Origin of the sequence: Sporanaerobacter sp. (assembly GCF_047830725.1) — a bacterium.
Classification (GTDB): Bacteria; Bacillota; Clostridia; order Tissierellales; family Sporanaerobacteraceae; genus Sporanaerobacter.
In genome coordinates this window covers 511,036-528,177 of record NZ_CP181252.1, presented here as the reverse complement: position 1 = coordinate 528,177, position 17,142 = coordinate 511,036, and the positions used below count along the sequence as shown (strand labels likewise).

Below are 17,142 nucleotides of genomic sequence, written 5' to 3'. Positions count from 1 at the left end.
ATGTTGCTTATAAAAAATGGTTATATTTATACCATGAAGGGACAAGTAATTGAAGGAGGAAGTATATTAATAGATGAAGGGAAAATTATGGAGGTAGGTAAGGATATTGTAGCACCATTAGATGCAGAAGTAATAGATGCAGAAGGGAAAATGATTACTCCAGGATTTATAGATGCTCACTGCCATATAGGTATGTGGGAAGATGGGATGGGTTTTGAAGGTGATGATGGAAATGAATGGGTAGACCCTGTGACACCTCAATTGAGAGCCATTGATGGTTTAAATCCTATGGATCGTGCTTTTGAAGAAGCCTATATGGGAGGAGTGACTACAGCAGTTACAGGTCCTGGAAGTGCCAATGTAGTAGGAGGACAATTTGTGGCAGTAAAGACTTACGGAAAAAGAGTAGATGATATGATTGTTAAAGAACCTGTAGCTATGAAAATTGCTTTTGGAGAAAATCCTAAGAGAGTCTACGAAAGTCAAAAGAGATCTCCTATAACTAGAATGGCTACAGCAGCTATTTTGAGGGAAACATTGTTTAAAGCACAAGAGTATTTAAAGAAGAAGGAAAGTGCAATAGAAGATCCATCTAAGATGCCAGAGTTTGATATGAAAATGGAAGCTATGGCAAAGGTACTTAAAAAAGAAATTCCACTTAAGGCTCATGCTCATAGAGCAGATGATATATTGACTGCTTTAAGAATTGCCAAAGAATTTGATGTAGATATAACTCTTGATCATTGTACAGAAGGGCATCTTATTGCAGATATTTTGAGGGAAGAAGGGAAACCAGCTCTTGTTGGACCATCTTTGACTGATAGATCTAAAATAGAACTTAGAAATCAAACTTTTGATACTCCAAGAATACTTCATGAAGCAGGAGTGAAAATTGCTATAATCACAGATTCACCAGTTATTCCACTACAATATTTACCTCTTTGTGCTGGACTTGCAGCTAAATCTGGATTAGATGAAATGGAAGCACTAAAAGCTATAACTATAAATCCTGCTGAAATCATAGGAATTGCTGATAGAGTTGGAAGTATAGAAGTAGGAAAGGATGCAGATATAGTTATATTTGATGGAAATCCACTAAAAGATATAGATTGCAAGACTTATGCAACTATTATAAATGGAGAAGTAGTTTATAGAAGTTAAAAGTTGACATATACTTTATTTATATGTATAATCAAATTGTAAATAAATAATCTTCAGGGCGAGGTGTAATTCCTCACCGGCGGTTATAGCCCGCGAGCCATATATCGTTTATGTGGTTGATTTGGTGAAAATCCAAAGCCGACAGTTAAAGTCTGGATGGAAGAAGATATTGTATACTTAAAAAAAGTATATTTTGCCCCGAAGGTTTTCCTTCGGGGTTTTGTAATCCTTCTTAAGTCCCTGGAGAAATATTATACTTGGAGGGATTTTTTATGGAATTGAAAAAAGAAAAAGGTAAGATGTCAACAAAGATGTTGACCAAAATTGGAATTCTTTCAGCTGTTTCATTTGTACTTATGCTCATTGAATTTCCACTATGGTTTGCACCAGGGTTTTTGAAAATGGACCTAAGCGAAGTACCAGCTCTTATGGGAGCTTTTGCATTAGGACCAATGGCTGGAGTTTTAATAGAACTTATAAAAAATATACTACACATTGTCATAAGAGGAACTTCTACTATGGTAGTAGGAGAACTTGCAAACTTTGTTGTAGGAAGTGTATTTGTATATGTAGCAGGATGGATGTATCATAGAGAAAAGAATTTGAAAAACGCAGTTGTTGGAATGATTTTAGGAACTATAGCTATGACAGTAGTCATGTCTTTTGTAAATTATTTCATAATGATACCTTTTTATGCAAAGTTATTTGGAATGCCATTAGATAAAATTGTTGCTATGGGAAGTGCAGTTAACAAATATGTAGTTGACTTAAAGTCTCTTATAGTATATGCAGTAGCTCCTTTCAATTTGCTTAAAGGTGTTATAGTTACATTGATTACATTGCTTTTATATAAAAAAGTATCACCGGTACTTCATAGATAAAAACTAGAGTCAAGGGAACTATCAATTTGCCCTTGACTCTAGTTTTTTTATGGCTTAAACTTTATGGGAATGCTATAATTATATATAGTTTATGGATGGAAAGGTTGAGTTTAGATGGAAATAATACTTAAAAATACAAAAGATACAGAACAATTTGGCTACAAATTGGGTAAAATATTAAAAGGTGGAGAAATTATATGTCTAATAGGAGATTTAGGTGCAGGAAAAACTACTATGACTAAATCCATAGCTAAGGGATTAGATGTAGAGGAATATGTGACAAGTCCTACTTTTACTCTCATAAATGAGTACAAGGGAAGAGTTCCACTATACCATTTTGATGTATATAGACTAGAAGAAGTAGAAAGTATATATGATTTAGGATTTGAAGAATATTTTTATTCCAATGGAGTGTCCATTATAGAATGGGCAGATAAAATAAAAAATGTTCTTCCAGAAGATGTACTCACCATAGAAATAAAGAGAGGTTCTAATGATGAAGAGAGAGTACTTAATATTTATGGTAGTGGAGAAAGAAATAAAAGTATAATAGAGGAGTTGAAGAGATATTGAAAGTATTAGCTATAGATACATCCAGTATGGTAGCAACTTGTGCGGTACTAGATGAAGAAAAAGTACTAGGTGAATACAATTTAAATCAAGACATGACCCATTCGGAAAGACTTATACCTATGATAAAGGTTATAATGGACAGTTTAAGTTTAAAAATTGAGGAGATTGATTTATTTGCTGGTGCGAAAGGCCCAGGTTCTTTTACAGGACTTAGAATTGGTTTAGCTACAATAAAGAGTTTAGCTCATGTGTTAGATAAACCTGTTTTAGGGATATCAACCTTAGAGGCCCTTGCATTTAATATTCCTTTTGGGGGAATAGTTGTACCTATAATGGATGCAAGAAGAAATAGAGTTTTTACAGGAATATACCAATGGGAAAATGGAATACTTATAAATAGATTTGAACCAAATATAATGGAAATAGATGAACTTATAGAAAAAGTTCAAAGCTTTGATGGAAAAGTTGTGTTTAATGGCGATGGAACTGTTGTATATAAAGATAATATAAGTAAAAAATTAGGGCCTAATGCTATATTTGCTCCTATACATTTAAATGGGGCTAAAGCTTCAAGTGTGGGGGAATTGGCAATGCTTAAATGGAATAAAGGTCAAAGAGAGAATTATTTTGATTTGGTGCCAGAATATCTAAGAGAGTCTCAAGCTCAAAGAGAATATAAGAAAAGGTAGTGATGTCTATGGACATTTTAGTTAGAAATATGCGTGAAGAAGATATAGATGAAGTTTTAGAGATAGAAAGGACTTCTTTTACCACTCCTTGGTCCAAAGAAGCTTTTACATTGGAAATAACTAAAAATATGCTTGCGAAGTATGTAGTAGCAGAAATTGAAGGAAAAGTTGTAGGTTATGGTGGGATATGGCTTATAATAGATGAAGGGCATGTGACAAATATTGCAGTTCATGAAAAATACAGAGGTCTTGGGGTTGGGAAAAAAATAATGGAAGCTTTGATAGATATATGTAGTGATAGAAACATTGTTGCTATGACTTTAGAAGTGAGAAAGACTAATGAGATAGCAAAATCTTTATACACTAAATATGGATTTAAAGAATATGGTATTCGACCTGGATATTATTCTGACAACAATGAGGATGCAATAATTATGTGGAAAAGAATATGAGAAATTTGATTGAGGTGAAAAAGATGAAAAAGGACATCATGACATTGGCAATAGAAACTTCTTGCGATGAAACTTCCTGTGCGGTGCTTAAAAATGGTAGGGAAGTTTTTTCAAATATTATCTCATCACAAATTGAGATTCATAGAAAATTTGGTGGAGTAGTACCAGAAGTTGCTTCAAGAAAACATATAGAAAGTATAAATTCCATCATACAACAAGCTCTTGATGAAGCGAATATTAAATTTAAAGATATTGATATAGTAGGGGTGACTAGAGGTCCAGGACTTGTAGGGGCACTTCTTGTGGGTATATCCAGTGCTAAAGCTATAGCTTATGCGTTAGATGTGCCTCTTGTAGGGGTAAACCACATAGAAGGTCATATATGTGCCAATTACATTACTCACAAGGATTTAGAGCCACCTTTTACTTGCCTTGTAGTATCAGGAGGGCATACTTATTTAGTACAAGCCAACTCCTATACTGAGTATGAACTTGTAGGCAGGACAAGAGATGATGCTGCTGGAGAGGCTTTTGACAAAGTAGCTAGATCCCTAGGACTTCCATATCCAGGAGGGCCTCTTATAGATAAATTGGCAGTGGAGGGAAATAGTGAAGCAATAAACTTTCCAAGACCTTGCCTAGAAGAAGATAGCTATGATTTTAGTTTTAGCGGTTTAAAAACTGCTGTACTAAACTATCTAAATCACGCAAAGCAAATGGGAGAAGAAATAGTAATAGAAGATGTAGCAGCAAGTTTTCAAGCCGCAACAACAGAAGTTCTTGTAGAAAAAACCATAAGACTTGCCCTTGAAAGAAAATCTAAAACTATAGTAGTGGCAGGTGGTGTAGCAGCCAATAAAGGACTTAGAAACATGCTTTTAGATAGAGGAAATAAAGAAGGAATAGATATAAAATATCCATCTACAATTTTATGCACAGACAATGCTGCTATGATAGGTTCTGCTGCATATTTCAACTATATTAGTGGATATACTTCTAAATTTGATTTGAATGTAGAACCAAATTTAGAGTTAGGGTTTAAATAATCAACAAATTTTGCACACATTATCCACACAATTTATAAAAATTCAAAAGAAAAAGTGTGGATAATGTGGAAAAAGCTAAAAATTTAAATTAGAATAGCTAAAATACTTGTGGATAAATATGTGGATAATGTGAATAAGTTGTGGATTTATTGGGGACAAATTTCCTATGAATCTTCTGTAAGACTTATCCATTCCTCATATAGCATATCTAATTTGCTTTGAATTTCATCTCTTTTTATGGCTAAGTCTTGTACTTTTTCTGGTTCATCATAAATTTGGGGATTGCACATTATAGCATCTATTTCTTTGATTTTTTCTTCTTCATTTGCAATTAGACTTTCTAGTTTTGAAATTTCCTTTTTTCTTTCTTTTTCTTTTTCTTTTTTTTCTCTTTCCTTTTTTCTTTCAATTTTCATTTGAGTTTTAGTCTTAGTTTCTTCTTCTTCATCTTCTTCTAAAATTTGATTTTTCTTTTCTAAATAATAATCAAAATTTCCCAAAAACTCTTCAGTGCCATCTTTAGATAATTCAACGATTTTATCTGTGACTTTATTTAAGAAATATCTGTCATGAGAAATAACTAAAATTGTCCCATCATAATTTTCTAAAGCCTCTTCTAGAACTTCTTTTGAATCTATGTCCAAATGGTTGGTAGGTTCGTCCATTAAAAGAAAATTGGATTTAGAAAGCATAAGCTTAAGTAGTGATATTCTGCTTCTCTCACCACCGCTTAAATCTTTTATTTCTTTAAATATATCATCTCCAAAAAATAAAAACTGGCTTAAATAAGTTCTTATTTGATAATAATCTAAATTGGGATTTTCGTCCCATATTTCATCAATAACGGTTTTGTTGGGGTCTAAGTTTGCCTGCTCTTGATCAAAATATCCAATATGGACATTAGACCCAAGTACTATATCTCCATTAGTTTGAGATATCTTTCCCAAGATTATTTTAAACAAAGTAGTTTTACCTATTCCATTAGGACCAATAAGTCCTACTTTTTCACCTCTATAGACATTGAAATTCACATTTTCAAACAGTACATTATTGTCAAAAGATTTACTTACTCCTTCTATTTTAAGGACTTCTCTTCCACTTTCTATTTTAGGCTCAAATCTAAGTTTTGTTTTTTTCCCATCAGCTATAGGTTTATCAACTTTTTTCATTTTTTCAAGGAGTTTTTGCCTGCTTTGAGCTTGTTTGATATATCTTTGTCCTCCATAGCTTAAAAATCTCTTGATTATTTCTTCTTGTCTTTCTATTTCTTTTTGTTGATTGTCATATTGTTTTTTTAAAAGTTCTATTTCTATTTTTCGTTTTTTCATAAATTCTGTATAATTTCCATTGTAGGTTTTAAGGGTTAAATTTTCTAGTTGAAATATTTTATCTACAACATTGTCTAAGAAATATCTGTCATGAGAGATGATGAGGGCAGTACCATTGTATTCTTTTAGAAATTTTTCTAGCCAAGAGACAGCTTCTATATCTAAATGGTTGGTAGGCTCGTCCAATAAAAGCAAATCAGGCTTTTCAAGAAGTAGTTTTCCTAAAGACAATCTAGCTTTTTGTCCACCACTCAACTTGTTTATTTCTTTTTCCATATCTTCATCAGAAAAGCCAAGACCTTTTAAAACGCCTTTTATTTCACTTTTAAATCCATATCCATTTTTATTTGAAAACTCTTCTAGTAGATTAGAGTATTCTTCCATAAGCTTATTTAGCTTTTCTGTTTCACCTTTTGCCCCCTCTATACTTATTAGTTTTTCAAGTTTTCTTAAATTTTTTTCTATTTCCATTATAGGTGCAAATACTTCTAGGCATTCTTCAAATACGGTTTTATTACTTTGAATTTGAACATGTTGTTTTAAATATCCTATTTTTAAGTCTTTTTGAACATATATATCTCCACTATCTTTAGAAATTTCTCCAGCTAAAATATTGAAAAGAGTTGTTTTTCCAGAACCATTTAGTCCCACAAGACCAACTTTTTCTCCACTATTTATAGCAAAAGTTATATTATCTAATATAGTATCGATGCCAAAAGTTTTAGATAAATTGCTGCAAGATAGTACTATCATTTTTATTCACTCCTAATATAAACACTTTAATTTAATTTTACCAAAAAAAATAGCCCTATGAAAGATTAAGGACTATTTTTTATCTAATTCCATTGCCATACTAGATAAAACTTTATCTACTAAATTCATGTCGCATTTGTGATCTCTTGTGAAATGAATACAATTTTCACAACTTTTTATGTTTTCAACACTAAAGTCAGAGGATAGTTCCACAGAAAAATCTTCCTTCATATTGTATTCATCACATTGTGTTGCCACTTTTTGTAGTTGTTCTTTACTTGCCATAAAAAAACCTCCTTTGACTATTATATTTTTTAGTATTTCAATAAAAAATATATATATTCATTCAAAGGATATAATATAAAAATAATAAATAATGATAGAAAGATGAAAAAATGAGGTATAATAAAAAGTGAGATATAGCTTGTTACTTAAAATTGACGTATAAATATAGAAATGATATAATTTGAAAAAGTAATTCGTTAAAATTCGATAGTAGGAGAGGAAGTTTGAATATGGATAGAGAAAGTAGAGTTTCAATGACAGTCATAAGAAGACTTCCTAAATATTATAGGTATTTGGGAGAACTTCTTAACAAAGGAATAACTAGAATTTCATCACAGGAATTGAGCAAGTTGACAGGTTTTACAGCTTCTCAAATAAGACAAGATTTAAACAATTTCGGAGGATTTGGCCAACAAGGGTATGGGTACAATGTTGAAGATTTGCACAAAGAATTAGGTATAATATTGGGTCTAGATAAAAAGTACAATGCCGTAATTGCTGGTGCAGGCAATTTAGGTCAGGCCATAGCAAATTATAAAGGATTTGAAGATGCAGGATTTAAAGTATTGTCACTGTTTGATAAAAATCCTAAAATGATTGGATTAAAAATCAGAGATATTGAGATAAGAGATGTAGATTTGTTGGAACAATTCATAAAGGACAATAATGTGGAAATTGGTATCATAACAACGCCTAAAGACAATGCTCAAGAGGTTGCAAATATATATGTAAGAAGTGGTATAAAGGGTATATGGAATTTTGCCCCTGCTGACTTGATAGTGCCAGACAGTATTGTTGTAGAAAATGTGCATTTAAATGAAAGTTTATTTACATTGTCTTATTTTTTGAAAAATCGTTCTAGTTTTGATACTGAATCCTAGTAAGAAACATTGTTAACTAAATGACGTAAAATTTGTGATTATATTATTTGTTTCACATAAATAATTTAAACTTATATGTTCTAAAAAGCCAATATATCATATGTTTATATAGATATATTGGCTTTTTTTGTTATTTACCTATAAAAATACAATGCGAACAAAGATAAATAATTAACAAATGTTGTAGAAATAAAATTGGAAATGAATTATAATATATTTGGACAATATTTAGCCAATATTATAGGGAGGGAAATATAATATGAATTTCACTTTGACGAAAGAGCAAGAAATGGTTAGAAATGTAATGAGGGATTTTGCTGAAAAAGAAGTAAAGCCAATTGCAGCGGAAATCGATGAAACTGAAAGGTTCCCAAGAGAAAATGTAGAAAAAATGGCTAGATACAATATGCTTGGTATACCTTTCCCTGAAGAATATGGCGGAGCTGGTGGAGATGAACTGGCTTATGCTATAGCTGTTGAAGAATTGTCAAAAGTATGTGCTACTACAGGAGTTATTTTATCTGCTCATACATCTTTAGGATGTTGGCCAATATATAAATATGGAACAGAAGAACAAAAGCAAAAATATTTAGTACCTTTGGCAAAGGGCGAAAAATTGGGTGCTTTTGCATTAACTGAACCAAATGCAGGTACAGATGCAGCTGGACAACAAACTGTAGCAGTGGAAGACGGAGACAACTATATACTTAATGGGTCAAAGATATTTATCACAAATGGTGGACAGGCAGATGTATATATAGTTTTTGCTATGACAGATAGAACAAAAGGAACTAGAGGAATAAGTGCGTTTATAGTAGAAAAAGATTTTCCAGGATTTAGCATCGGGAAGATAGAAGACAAGATGGGAATTAGAGCATCTTCAACTGCAGAGCTTATTTTCCAAAACTGTGTAGTTCCAAAGGAAAACTTACTTGGAGAATTAGGAAAAGGTTTTAAAATTGCTATGACTACTTTAGATGGCGGTAGAATAGGAATTGCTTCTCAAGCTCTTGGAATTGCAGAAGGCGCATTGGAAGAAACTATTAAATACCTAAAAGAAAGAAAACAATTTGGTAGACCATTATCTAAATTCCAAGGATTGCAATGGATGGTTGCAGATATGGCAACTGAAATTGAAGCAGCTAAATTTTTAGTTTATAGAGCAGCTTTCAACAAGGCCAATGGACTTCCTTACAACAAAGAAGCAGCTATGGCAAAATTGTTTGCTGCAAATACTGCTATGGATGTAACTACTAAATGCGTTCAATTACATGGTGGATATGGATATACTAAAGATTATCCAATTGAAAGAATGATGAGAGATGCTAAGATAACTGAAATATATGAAGGTACTTCTCAAGTACAACAAATGGTTATTGCAGGTAATTTATTAAGATAATTAAAGGAGGAGGAAGTTATGAATATCATAGTATGTTTAAAGCAAGTTCCTGATACAAATGAAGTGAAAATTGATCCAGTTAAGGGAACTTTAATTCGTGAAGGAGTTCCAAGCATTATAAATCCTGACGATAGAAATGCTTTAGAAGAAGCTTTGAGAATAAAAGATGCAAATCCTGATACAAAAGTTACTATTTTAAGTATGGGACCACCACAAGCTGATGTAGCTTTAAAAGAAGCATTGGCTATGGGTGCTGATGAAGCAATACTTTTAAGTGACAGAGCTTTTGCAGGTTCTGATACATGGGCAACATCCACAGCAATAGCAGGAGCTATTAAGAATATAGGAGATTATGACATTATATTCTGTGGTAGACAAGCTATTGATGGAGATACTGCACAAGTAGGCCCACAAATTGCCGAACATTTAGGAATCCCTCAAATTACTTATGTAAAAGAATTAGAAATATTGGACGGAAAAGTTAGAGCTAAAAGAGCATTAGAAGATGGATATTTTGTGATTGAATCAGAAATGCCAGTACTACTTACTGCAATTAAGGAATTAAATGAACCTAGATATCCATCAATAAAGGGAATTTATAAAGCATATAGGGAAAATAAGGTTACTGTATGGACAGCTAATGATTATGAAGTAGATAGAGACAATATAGGCCTTGATGGATCACCAACTCAAGTTAGCAAATCTTTCACACCACAAGGAAAAGCTTCTGCTGTGGAAATGTTAGAAGGAAGTAGTAAGGAAGCTGCTAGAGCACTAGTAGTAAGACTAAAAGAGAGAAAGATTATATAAATATCTGTGATTTTAATATAAAAGGAGGATGTAGCTATGGCAGTAAAAGTCATAAAAGAAAAATGTGTTGGCTGTGGAGCTTGTATTAGAGTATGTCCATTTGATGCTATTCAAATGGTTGATAAAAAAGCAGTCATTACTGATAAATGTACAGCTTGTGGTCAATGTATAGAAAAATGTCCGGTAAAGGCAATTGAGAAAGAAGAAGGAAGAAAAGGCGGAGTAAATGTTGACGAATATAGAGGAGTTTGGGTATTTGCAGAACAAAGAGGTGGCAAACTTTTAAATGTTGCTATTGAGCTATTGGGCGAAGGAAGAAAGATAGCTGATGAATTAGATACTGAACTAAGTGCTGTATTGTTAGGACACAATATTGACGATGTAGCTGAAACTCTTATAAAATATGGTGCAGATAGAGTAATTTATGCAGATAGCGAACTTTTAGATGTGTATACAACTGATGGATATGCAAAAGTTATATATGATTTAATTGAAGAGAGAAAGCCAGAAATATTGCTTATTGGTGCTACAAATATAGGTAGAGATTTAGGACCAAGACTATCAGCAAGAGTTCATACTGGCCTTACAGCTGACTGTACAAGACTAGATGTAGACAAGGAAAATAGACGTCTAATGATGACTCGTCCAGCATTTGGTGGAAACTTAATGGCTACAATTATTTGTCCAAATCATAGACCACAAATGTCTACAGTTAGACCTGGAGTTATGGAAAAGGCAAAATTTGTTGAGGGAAGAAAAGGGACAGTTGAAAAGTTTGCTCCAAAATTGACAGAAGCTGATATCAAGGCTAAAGTTATAGATGTAGTTAAGAGTGATAAACCAATAGTAGCTTTAGAAGAAGCACCTATAATTGTATCTGGTGGTAGAGGATTGGGAAGTGCAGAAGGATTTAAATTAATTGAAGAATTAGCTGAAAAATTAGGTGGAGTAGTGGGTGCTAGCCGTGCTACTGTAGATGCACAATGGATAGATCAACCTCATCAAGTTGGTCAAACTGGAAAGACAGTTAGACCAAAACTTTATGTTGCTTGTGGTATTTCAGGAGCTATTCAGCATTTAGCTGGTATGCAAGATTCAAAATGTATAGTAGCTATAAACAAGGATCCAAATGCTCCAATATTTGAAGTAGCTGATTATGGTATAGTTGGCGACTTATATGAAGTAATACCTGCTTTAATTGAAGCATTGGACAATGTAGACGATATAATGGATGCAGTAAAGGAAGTTTCCGCAAATTAAGCATAAAATGAGACAAAGATGTCTTTGTCTCATTTTATTCATTTTTTCGTGTGTTTACAAAAAAGATGCTCTATGTTATAATCTCTATTGTATGAAGCAACTGGGGCTTGATTCAATAAGTGAAACGTTTTCAAAAACCATTTAAATTTAAAGGGAGGTCATTTAAATGACAAAGGAAAAACTTAATCCATTTGAAAATGCTCAAAAACAAGTTAAGGATGCTTGTGATGCACTAGGATTAGATCCTTCTGTATATGAAATACTAAAAGAGCCACAAAGATTTCTTGAAGTTTCAATTCCAGTAAAAATGGATGATGGTTCTGTAAAAGTTTTCAAAGGATACAGATCCTACCACAACGATGCTATAGGACCAACAAAAGGTGGAGTTAGATTCCATCCAAATGTAAATCCAGATGAAGTTAAAGCACTATCAATATGGATGACTTTTAAATGTTGTGTAACTGGTATTCCTTATGGCGGAGCTAAAGGTGGAATCACAGTAGACCCAAAAACATTGTCAAAGGGTGAATTAGAAAGACTATCCAGGGGCTACATAGATGGAATATATAAACTAATAGGTGAAAAAGTTGATATCCCAGCTCCAGACGTAAATACTAATGGACAAATCATGGCTTGGATGGTAGATGAGTACAATAAATTGATGGGTGAAAGCTCAATAGGTGTTATAACTGGTAAACCAGTTGGATTTGGTGGATCATTAGGAAGAAATGAAGCTACAGGATTTGGTGTAGCAGTTATAGCTAGAGAAGCAGCTAAAAAACTTGGAATGGAGTTAAAAGGTTCAAGTGTTGCAATCCAAGGATTTGGAAATGTAGGTTCAAACACAGTTAGAAACTGTCAAAGACTAGGTGCAAAAGTTGTAGCTGTTGGAGAATGGGCTCCAGAAAAAGGAACTTATGCTGTATACAATGAAAATGGACTAGACTATGAAGATATGGATAAATATATGAGAGAACATGGAAATCTTGTTGGATATCCAAAGGCAAAAGAAATCACTCTTGATGAATTCTGGGCATTAAATGTAGACATCATGATTCCAGCTGCACTTGAAAATGCTGTTACAGCTGAAGTAGCTGAAAAGATCAATGCTAAACTTGTTTGTGAAGCTGCAAATGGTCCATTGACACCAGATGCAGATGAAGTATTTGCAAGAAGAGGAATCACTGTTACTCCAGATATCTTGACTAATGCTGGTGGAGTTACTGTTTCATATTTTGAATGGGTACAAAACCTATATGGATATTATTGGAGTGAAGAAGAAGTACAAGACAAAGAAGAAATTGCTATGGTTAATGCATTTAATGCAATTTGGGCAATCAAAGAAGAACATGATGTTCCAATGAGAAAAGCTGCATATATGCATTCAGTTAAAAAAGTAGCAGAAGTAATGAAATTAAGAGGTTGGTATTAATATATAAAAAGCTGGTCAATTGACCAGCTTTTTCATTGGATACAAGAGGACAGTTTTTCTGTGTCCTTGTGTTGATACTATTAGATTGGGTATCCTATGTGGCGAGGTGATATAGATGAACTACAATATAATAGAATACAAAAACAAAGTAATATTAGAGGGAGTTTCTGATTTTGAGCCTGTACATATATTTGAATGCGGTCAGTGCTTTAGATGGAACAGAGAAGATGACGGAAGTTTCACAGGAGTTGCATTTGATAGAATACTCAATGTAAAAAAAGAAAACGATAAAATTATCTTTTCGAATACCAATTTAAAAGATTTTAATCATATTTGGTATGATTATTTTGATTTGGGCAGAGACTATGGAAAGATAAAAGCAAAACTTTCAGAAGGCGATGCTGTGATAAATGAAGCTGTGAAATTTGGAAGTGGTATTAGAATTTTAAATCAAGAGCCTTTTGAAACTACTATTTCTTTTATCATTTCCGCCAACAATAGAATTCCAAGAATAAAAAAATCCATTGAGCTTATAAGTGAAAAGTATGGGAATTTTTTGGGGGAGTACAAAGGGAAGAAATATTATTCTTTTCCTGAAAAAGAAGCATTGTCAAAAGCTACATTGGAAGAACTTGAAGATTGTAAGGTGGGTTTTAGAGCTAAATATATAATAGCTGCTTCAAAGGCTATAGCCAATGGTGAGATTGATATATACAATTTAAAAAATTTATCCACAGAAGAAGCGAGAAAAATACTCATGACGTTAAAGGGTGTTGGCCCCAAAGTATCTAATTGTATACTTTTATTTTCTATAGGCAAATATGATTCTTTTCCTGTAGATGTGTGGGTGAAAAGAGTCATGGAACATTTTTATTTAAATGAAGATACAAATGAAAAAATGATACAAAAATATGGGGAAGATAAATTTGGGAGTTTGTCAGGATTTGCTCAACAATATCTATTTTATTATGCAAGAGAATTGGGAATAGGAAGATAGGTAGAAAAACGAAGATATTTAATGCAAAATATTCATAAAGTGAGATAATTAAGAAATAAGTCAAATATTAGCTAAAAGACATCAAAATAGAGACTTGATTACAAAATATATATTAAGTAACATATAAACTGTAGATGTTAGCACTCGATGGCGTTGAGTGCTAACAAATTCTCGGAAGAATATAATTATTTAAATACAAGGAGGGCAAAGACTATGAATATTAAACCATTAGGAGACAGAGTAGTTATTAAGATGATTGAAGCTGAAGAAAAGACTAAAAGTGGTATAGTTCTTCCAAGTTCAGCGAAAGAACAACCACAAATGGCTGAAGTTATGGCTGTAGGCCCAGATATCACAAATGATGAAAAGAAAAAGGAACAAATAAAAGTAGGAGACAAGGTTATATTTTCAAAATATGCTGGAACTGAAGTTAAACTTGATGGAGTAGAGTATACAATAATTAAGTTAAATGATGTTTTAGCAGTTATTGAATAAAAATAAAGGAGAGTGAAGTAAAATGGCTAAAGAAATAAAATTTGGTGAAGATGCACGTCGTTCAATGGAAAAAGGTATAAATAAACTTGCAGATACTGTCAAAGTAACCCTTGGACCAAAGGGAAGAAATGTTGTTTTAGATAAAAAATTTGGTGCACCACTTATTACTAATGATGGTGTAACAATTGCTCGTGAAATAGAATTGGAAGATCCATATGAAAATATGGGTGCTCAACTTGTTAAAGAAGTTGCTACAAAGACTAATGATGTAGCTGGAGATGGAACTACTACTGCTACATTACTTGCTCAAGCAATCATCAGAGAGGGGCTTAAGAATGTTGCTGCTGGAGCAAATCCAATGATTCTTCAAAGAGGAATTCATAAAGCTGTAGATAAGACTGTTGAAGAAATAAGAAGATTTTCAAAGGAAGTAGAATCAAAAGATGCAATAGCTCAAGTTGCTTCTATTTCAGCTGGAGATGAAGAAATAGGAAAATTAATTGCTGAAGCTATGGAAAGAGTAGGAAATGATGGAGTTATTACAGTTGAAGAATCAAGATCTATGGGAACTACATTAGATGTAGTAGAAGGTATGCAATTTGATAGAGGATATGTGTCCCCTTATATGGTGACAGATGCTGAAAAAATGATAGCTGAATTAGATGAACCATATATCCTTATTACAGATAAGAAGATTGCAAATATCCAAGAAATATTACCAATTCTTGAACAAATAGTACAACAAGGTAGACCATTACTTATCATTGCTGAAGACGTAGAAGGAGAAGCTCTTGCAACATTGGTGGTTAATAAATTGAGAGGAACATTTAACTGTGTAGCTGTTAAAGCTCCTGGATTTGGCGATAGAAGAAAAGAGATGCTTCAAGACATAGCAATACTTACTGGTGGTACAGTTATATCTGAAGAATTGGGATATGAATTGAAAGATGCTACAATTGATATGTTAGGAAAAGCTAGAAAAGTTAAAGTTGACAAAGACAATACTACAATTGTTGATGGAGAAGGAAATCAAGCTGATATAGAAAATAGAGTTAAACAATTAAAAGCTCAATTTGAAGAAACAGAATCAGAATTTGATAAGGAAAAAATACAAGAAAGACTTGCAAAACTTTCTGGTGGAGTAGCTGTAATTGAAGTTGGAGCTGCTACTGAAACTGAGCTTAAAGAAAGAAAATTGAGAATAGAAGATGCACTAGCTGCTACGAGAGCTGCTGTTGAAGAAGGTATAGTTCCTGGTGGTGGAACAGTTCTAGTAGATTGTATACCAGCTGTTGCAAAATTGTTAGATGAAACTGAAGGAGACGAAAGAACAGGAGTAAATATCATCGTTAGAGCTCTAGAAGAGCCTGTAAGACAAATTGCTGCAAATGCAGGGCTTGAAGGTTCAATAGTAGTAGAAAAAGTTAAAGCAGAAAAACCTGGAATAGGATTTGATGCATTGAGAGAAAGATATGTAAATATGATAGAGGCTGGAATTGTTGACCCAACAAAAGTTACTCGTTCAGCTTTACAAAATGCTTCATCAGTAGCTGCAATGGTTCTTACTACAGAAAGTGCAGTTGCAGATATAGAAGAAGAAAACCCAATGGCTGGCATGGGCGGCATGGGTGGCGGAATGCCAATGATGTAATAAAAAAATCTCTGAGAAATTTTTCTCAGAGATTTTTTATTTTTTGCAGTACTTTTTTTGTTTACTTCGTTATAATTAGTGAGAGAGAAAGGAGGGGAAATATGGATTTGCAGATGAAGGAGCTGATAAAGCAAACACTATCAGGAAATGAAGAAGCATTTGCCAAAATAATAGATAGATATAAAGGATATATATTTGCTGTTATATTAAATTTTATTAAGGAACATGATGAAGCAGAAAATATAGCACAAGAAGTTTTCTTGCAAATCTATATTTCCCTTCCAGAATATAAAACTCAGAATTTCAAAGGGTGGATAGGCAAAATTGCAGCTAATAAAGCTATAGACTGGAAAAGAAAAAAGATATTTGTAGTTAGATTCTACGAAAACAGTAAAAATAATTTACATAGATTTTAATAAATAGAAAATATAAATAACTAAAATTTCACTAAATATGGTATAATATTTAAAAGATATATTTTGGGGGGTTGGAAATGACCAATGAAGAGTTATATTAAATTTTATTAAGGAACATGATGAAGCAGAAAACATAGCACAAGAAGTTTTCTTGCAAATCTATATTTCCAGAATATAAAACTCAGAATTTCAAAGGGTGGATAGGCAAAATTGCAGCTAATAAAGCTATAGACTGGAAAAGAAAAAAGATATTTGTAGTTAGATTCTACGAAAACAGTTCAAACCATAGTATTGAGTGAATTAAAGGCATTGAGGGAAGACATGTCAAGTGTAAAAGGAGATGTGTCGGGCTTAAAAGAAGACATGTCAAGTGTAAAAGGAGATGTGTCGGGCTTAAAAGAAGACATGTCAAGTGTAAAAGGAGATGTGTCGGGCTTAAAAGAAAAAGTAGATGAAATGGATAAGAAGCTAAATGCAGTATATGAACAGACAGCCTTTTTGACAGAATTCAAAGAAGAAATCAGCAAAAATAACAAAAGAATTGAACAGGAAAATAGAAGATTAAAAGAAATAGTAGGAAGACATGAATTGGAAATTCAAGATTTAAAACAAAAAATCGGCTAAATAAAAGGA

General features: G+C 32.8%; 18 protein-coding genes and 1 riboswitch. Of the genes, 16 read left to right on the top strand and 2 right to left on the bottom strand.

The window, feature by feature from the left end:
* The 6 genes from ACFWUA_RS02545 to tsaD all read left to right on the top strand — a co-directional run bounded on the left by ACFWUA_RS02545 (nt 1) and on the right by tsaD (nt 4,802).
* Nucleotides 1-1,161, top strand: a complete 1,161-nt coding sequence (locus tag ACFWUA_RS02545) for an amidohydrolase (RefSeq protein WP_416198602.1) — start codon at nt 1-3, stop codon at nt 1,159-1,161.
* A 45-nt stretch (nt 1,162-1,206) separates the two neighbouring features.
* Nucleotides 1,207-1,333, top strand: a riboswitch (FMN riboswitch).
* A 100-nt stretch (nt 1,334-1,433) separates the two neighbouring features.
* Nucleotides 1,434-2,042 carry an ECF transporter S component gene (locus tag ACFWUA_RS02540; protein ID WP_416198601.1) on the top strand — a complete coding sequence of 203 codons (609 nt, stop codon included), beginning with the start codon at nt 1,434-1,436 and terminating at the stop codon, nt 2,040-2,042.
* A gap of 114 nt (nt 2,043-2,156) precedes the next feature.
* Nucleotides 2,157-2,615: a tRNA (adenosine(37)-N6)-threonylcarbamoyltransferase complex ATPase subunit type 1 TsaE gene (gene tsaE, locus ACFWUA_RS02535; RefSeq protein ID WP_416198600.1), complete on the top strand. Its 459-nt coding sequence runs from the start codon at nt 2,157-2,159 to the stop codon at nt 2,613-2,615.
* Complete coding sequence (gene tsaB, locus ACFWUA_RS02530) at nt 2,612-3,304, top strand: tRNA (adenosine(37)-N6)-threonylcarbamoyltransferase complex dimerization subunit type 1 TsaB (protein WP_416198599.1); 693 nt, start codon at nt 2,612-2,614, stop codon at nt 3,302-3,304. The genes tsaE and tsaB overlap by 4 nt, the downstream gene beginning before the upstream one ends.
* An 8-nt stretch (nt 3,305-3,312) precedes the next feature.
* Nucleotides 3,313-3,756, top strand: coding sequence for a ribosomal protein S18-alanine N-acetyltransferase (gene rimI, locus ACFWUA_RS02525; protein ID WP_416198598.1), 444 nt, complete (start codon nt 3,313-3,315; stop codon nt 3,754-3,756).
* Nucleotides 3,757-3,779: 23 nt separating this feature from the next.
* Entirely contained in the window at nt 3,780-4,802 is a 1,023-nt protein-coding gene (tsaD, locus tag ACFWUA_RS02520) for a tRNA (adenosine(37)-N6)-threonylcarbamoyltransferase complex transferase subunit TsaD (protein WP_416199163.1), read from the top strand.
* Nucleotides 4,803-4,966: 164 nt separating this feature from the next.
* On the opposite strand, the gene ACFWUA_RS02515 is transcribed toward tsaD, so the two are convergent.
* Both ACFWUA_RS02515 and ACFWUA_RS02510 read right to left on the bottom strand, forming a co-directional pair.
* Nucleotides 4,967-6,883 carry an ABC-F family ATP-binding cassette domain-containing protein gene (locus tag ACFWUA_RS02515; protein ID WP_416198597.1) on the bottom strand — a complete coding sequence of 639 codons (1,917 nt, stop codon included), beginning with the start codon at nt 6,881-6,883 and terminating at the stop codon, nt 4,967-4,969.
* 72 nt (nt 6,884-6,955) lie between these two features.
* The gene (locus ACFWUA_RS02510) at nt 6,956-7,168 is read right to left on the bottom strand and encodes a hypothetical protein (RefSeq protein WP_416198596.1); all 213 of its coding nucleotides are present in this window, start codon (nt 7,166-7,168) and stop codon (nt 6,956-6,958) included.
* 230 nt (nt 7,169-7,398) lie between these two features.
* Here ACFWUA_RS02510 and ACFWUA_RS02505 point away from each other — a divergent pair, with 230 nt between their 5' ends.
* The 10 genes from ACFWUA_RS02505 to ACFWUA_RS02460 all read left to right on the top strand — a co-directional run bounded on the left by ACFWUA_RS02505 (nt 7,399) and on the right by ACFWUA_RS02460 (nt 17,133).
* A complete protein-coding gene (locus ACFWUA_RS02505; RefSeq protein ID WP_416198595.1) occupies nt 7,399-8,049 on the top strand; it encodes a redox-sensing transcriptional repressor Rex in 651 nt (216 codons plus the stop codon).
* Between the two features lie 259 nt (nt 8,050-8,308).
* Nucleotides 8,309-9,448 carry an acyl-CoA dehydrogenase gene (locus ACFWUA_RS02500; protein ID WP_416198594.1) on the top strand — a complete coding sequence of 380 codons (1,140 nt, stop codon included), beginning with the start codon at nt 8,309-8,311 and terminating at the stop codon, nt 9,446-9,448.
* An 18-nt stretch (nt 9,449-9,466) separates the two neighbouring features.
* Nucleotides 9,467-10,258 carry an electron transfer flavoprotein subunit beta gene (locus ACFWUA_RS02495; RefSeq protein ID WP_416198593.1) on the top strand — a complete coding sequence of 264 codons (792 nt, stop codon included), beginning with the start codon at nt 9,467-9,469 and terminating at the stop codon, nt 10,256-10,258.
* A 36-nt stretch (nt 10,259-10,294) separates the two neighbouring features.
* The gene (locus ACFWUA_RS02490; protein WP_416198592.1) at nt 10,295-11,518 is read left to right on the top strand and encodes an FAD-binding protein; all 1,224 of its coding nucleotides are present in this window, start codon (nt 10,295-10,297) and stop codon (nt 11,516-11,518) included.
* A gap of 166 nt (nt 11,519-11,684) precedes the next feature.
* Entirely contained in the window at nt 11,685-12,950 is a 1,266-nt protein-coding gene (locus tag ACFWUA_RS02485; RefSeq protein ID WP_416198591.1) for a Glu/Leu/Phe/Val family dehydrogenase, read from the top strand.
* A 115-nt stretch (nt 12,951-13,065) separates the two neighbouring features.
* Nucleotides 13,066-13,947, top strand: coding sequence for a DNA-3-methyladenine glycosylase family protein (locus ACFWUA_RS02480; protein ID WP_416198590.1), 882 nt, complete (start codon nt 13,066-13,068; stop codon nt 13,945-13,947).
* 213 nt (nt 13,948-14,160) lie between these two features.
* On the top strand, nt 14,161-14,442 hold the full coding sequence (locus ACFWUA_RS02475; RefSeq protein ID WP_416198589.1) for a co-chaperone GroES: 282 nt from the start codon (nt 14,161-14,163) through the stop codon (nt 14,440-14,442).
* Nucleotides 14,443-14,464: 22 nt separating this feature from the next.
* Nucleotides 14,465-16,093 carry a chaperonin GroEL gene (groL, locus tag ACFWUA_RS02470; RefSeq protein ID WP_416198588.1) on the top strand — a complete coding sequence of 543 codons (1,629 nt, stop codon included), beginning with the start codon at nt 14,465-14,467 and terminating at the stop codon, nt 16,091-16,093.
* Nucleotides 16,094-16,194: 101 nt separating this feature from the next.
* On the top strand, nt 16,195-16,509 hold the full coding sequence (locus tag ACFWUA_RS02465) for an RNA polymerase sigma factor (RefSeq protein WP_416198587.1): 315 nt from the start codon (nt 16,195-16,197) through the stop codon (nt 16,507-16,509).
* A gap of 321 nt (nt 16,510-16,830) precedes the next feature.
* Nucleotides 16,831-17,133, top strand: coding sequence for a hypothetical protein (locus ACFWUA_RS02460; protein WP_416198586.1), 303 nt, complete (start codon nt 16,831-16,833; stop codon nt 17,131-17,133).
* Nucleotides 17,134-17,142: the final 9 nt, after the last annotated feature.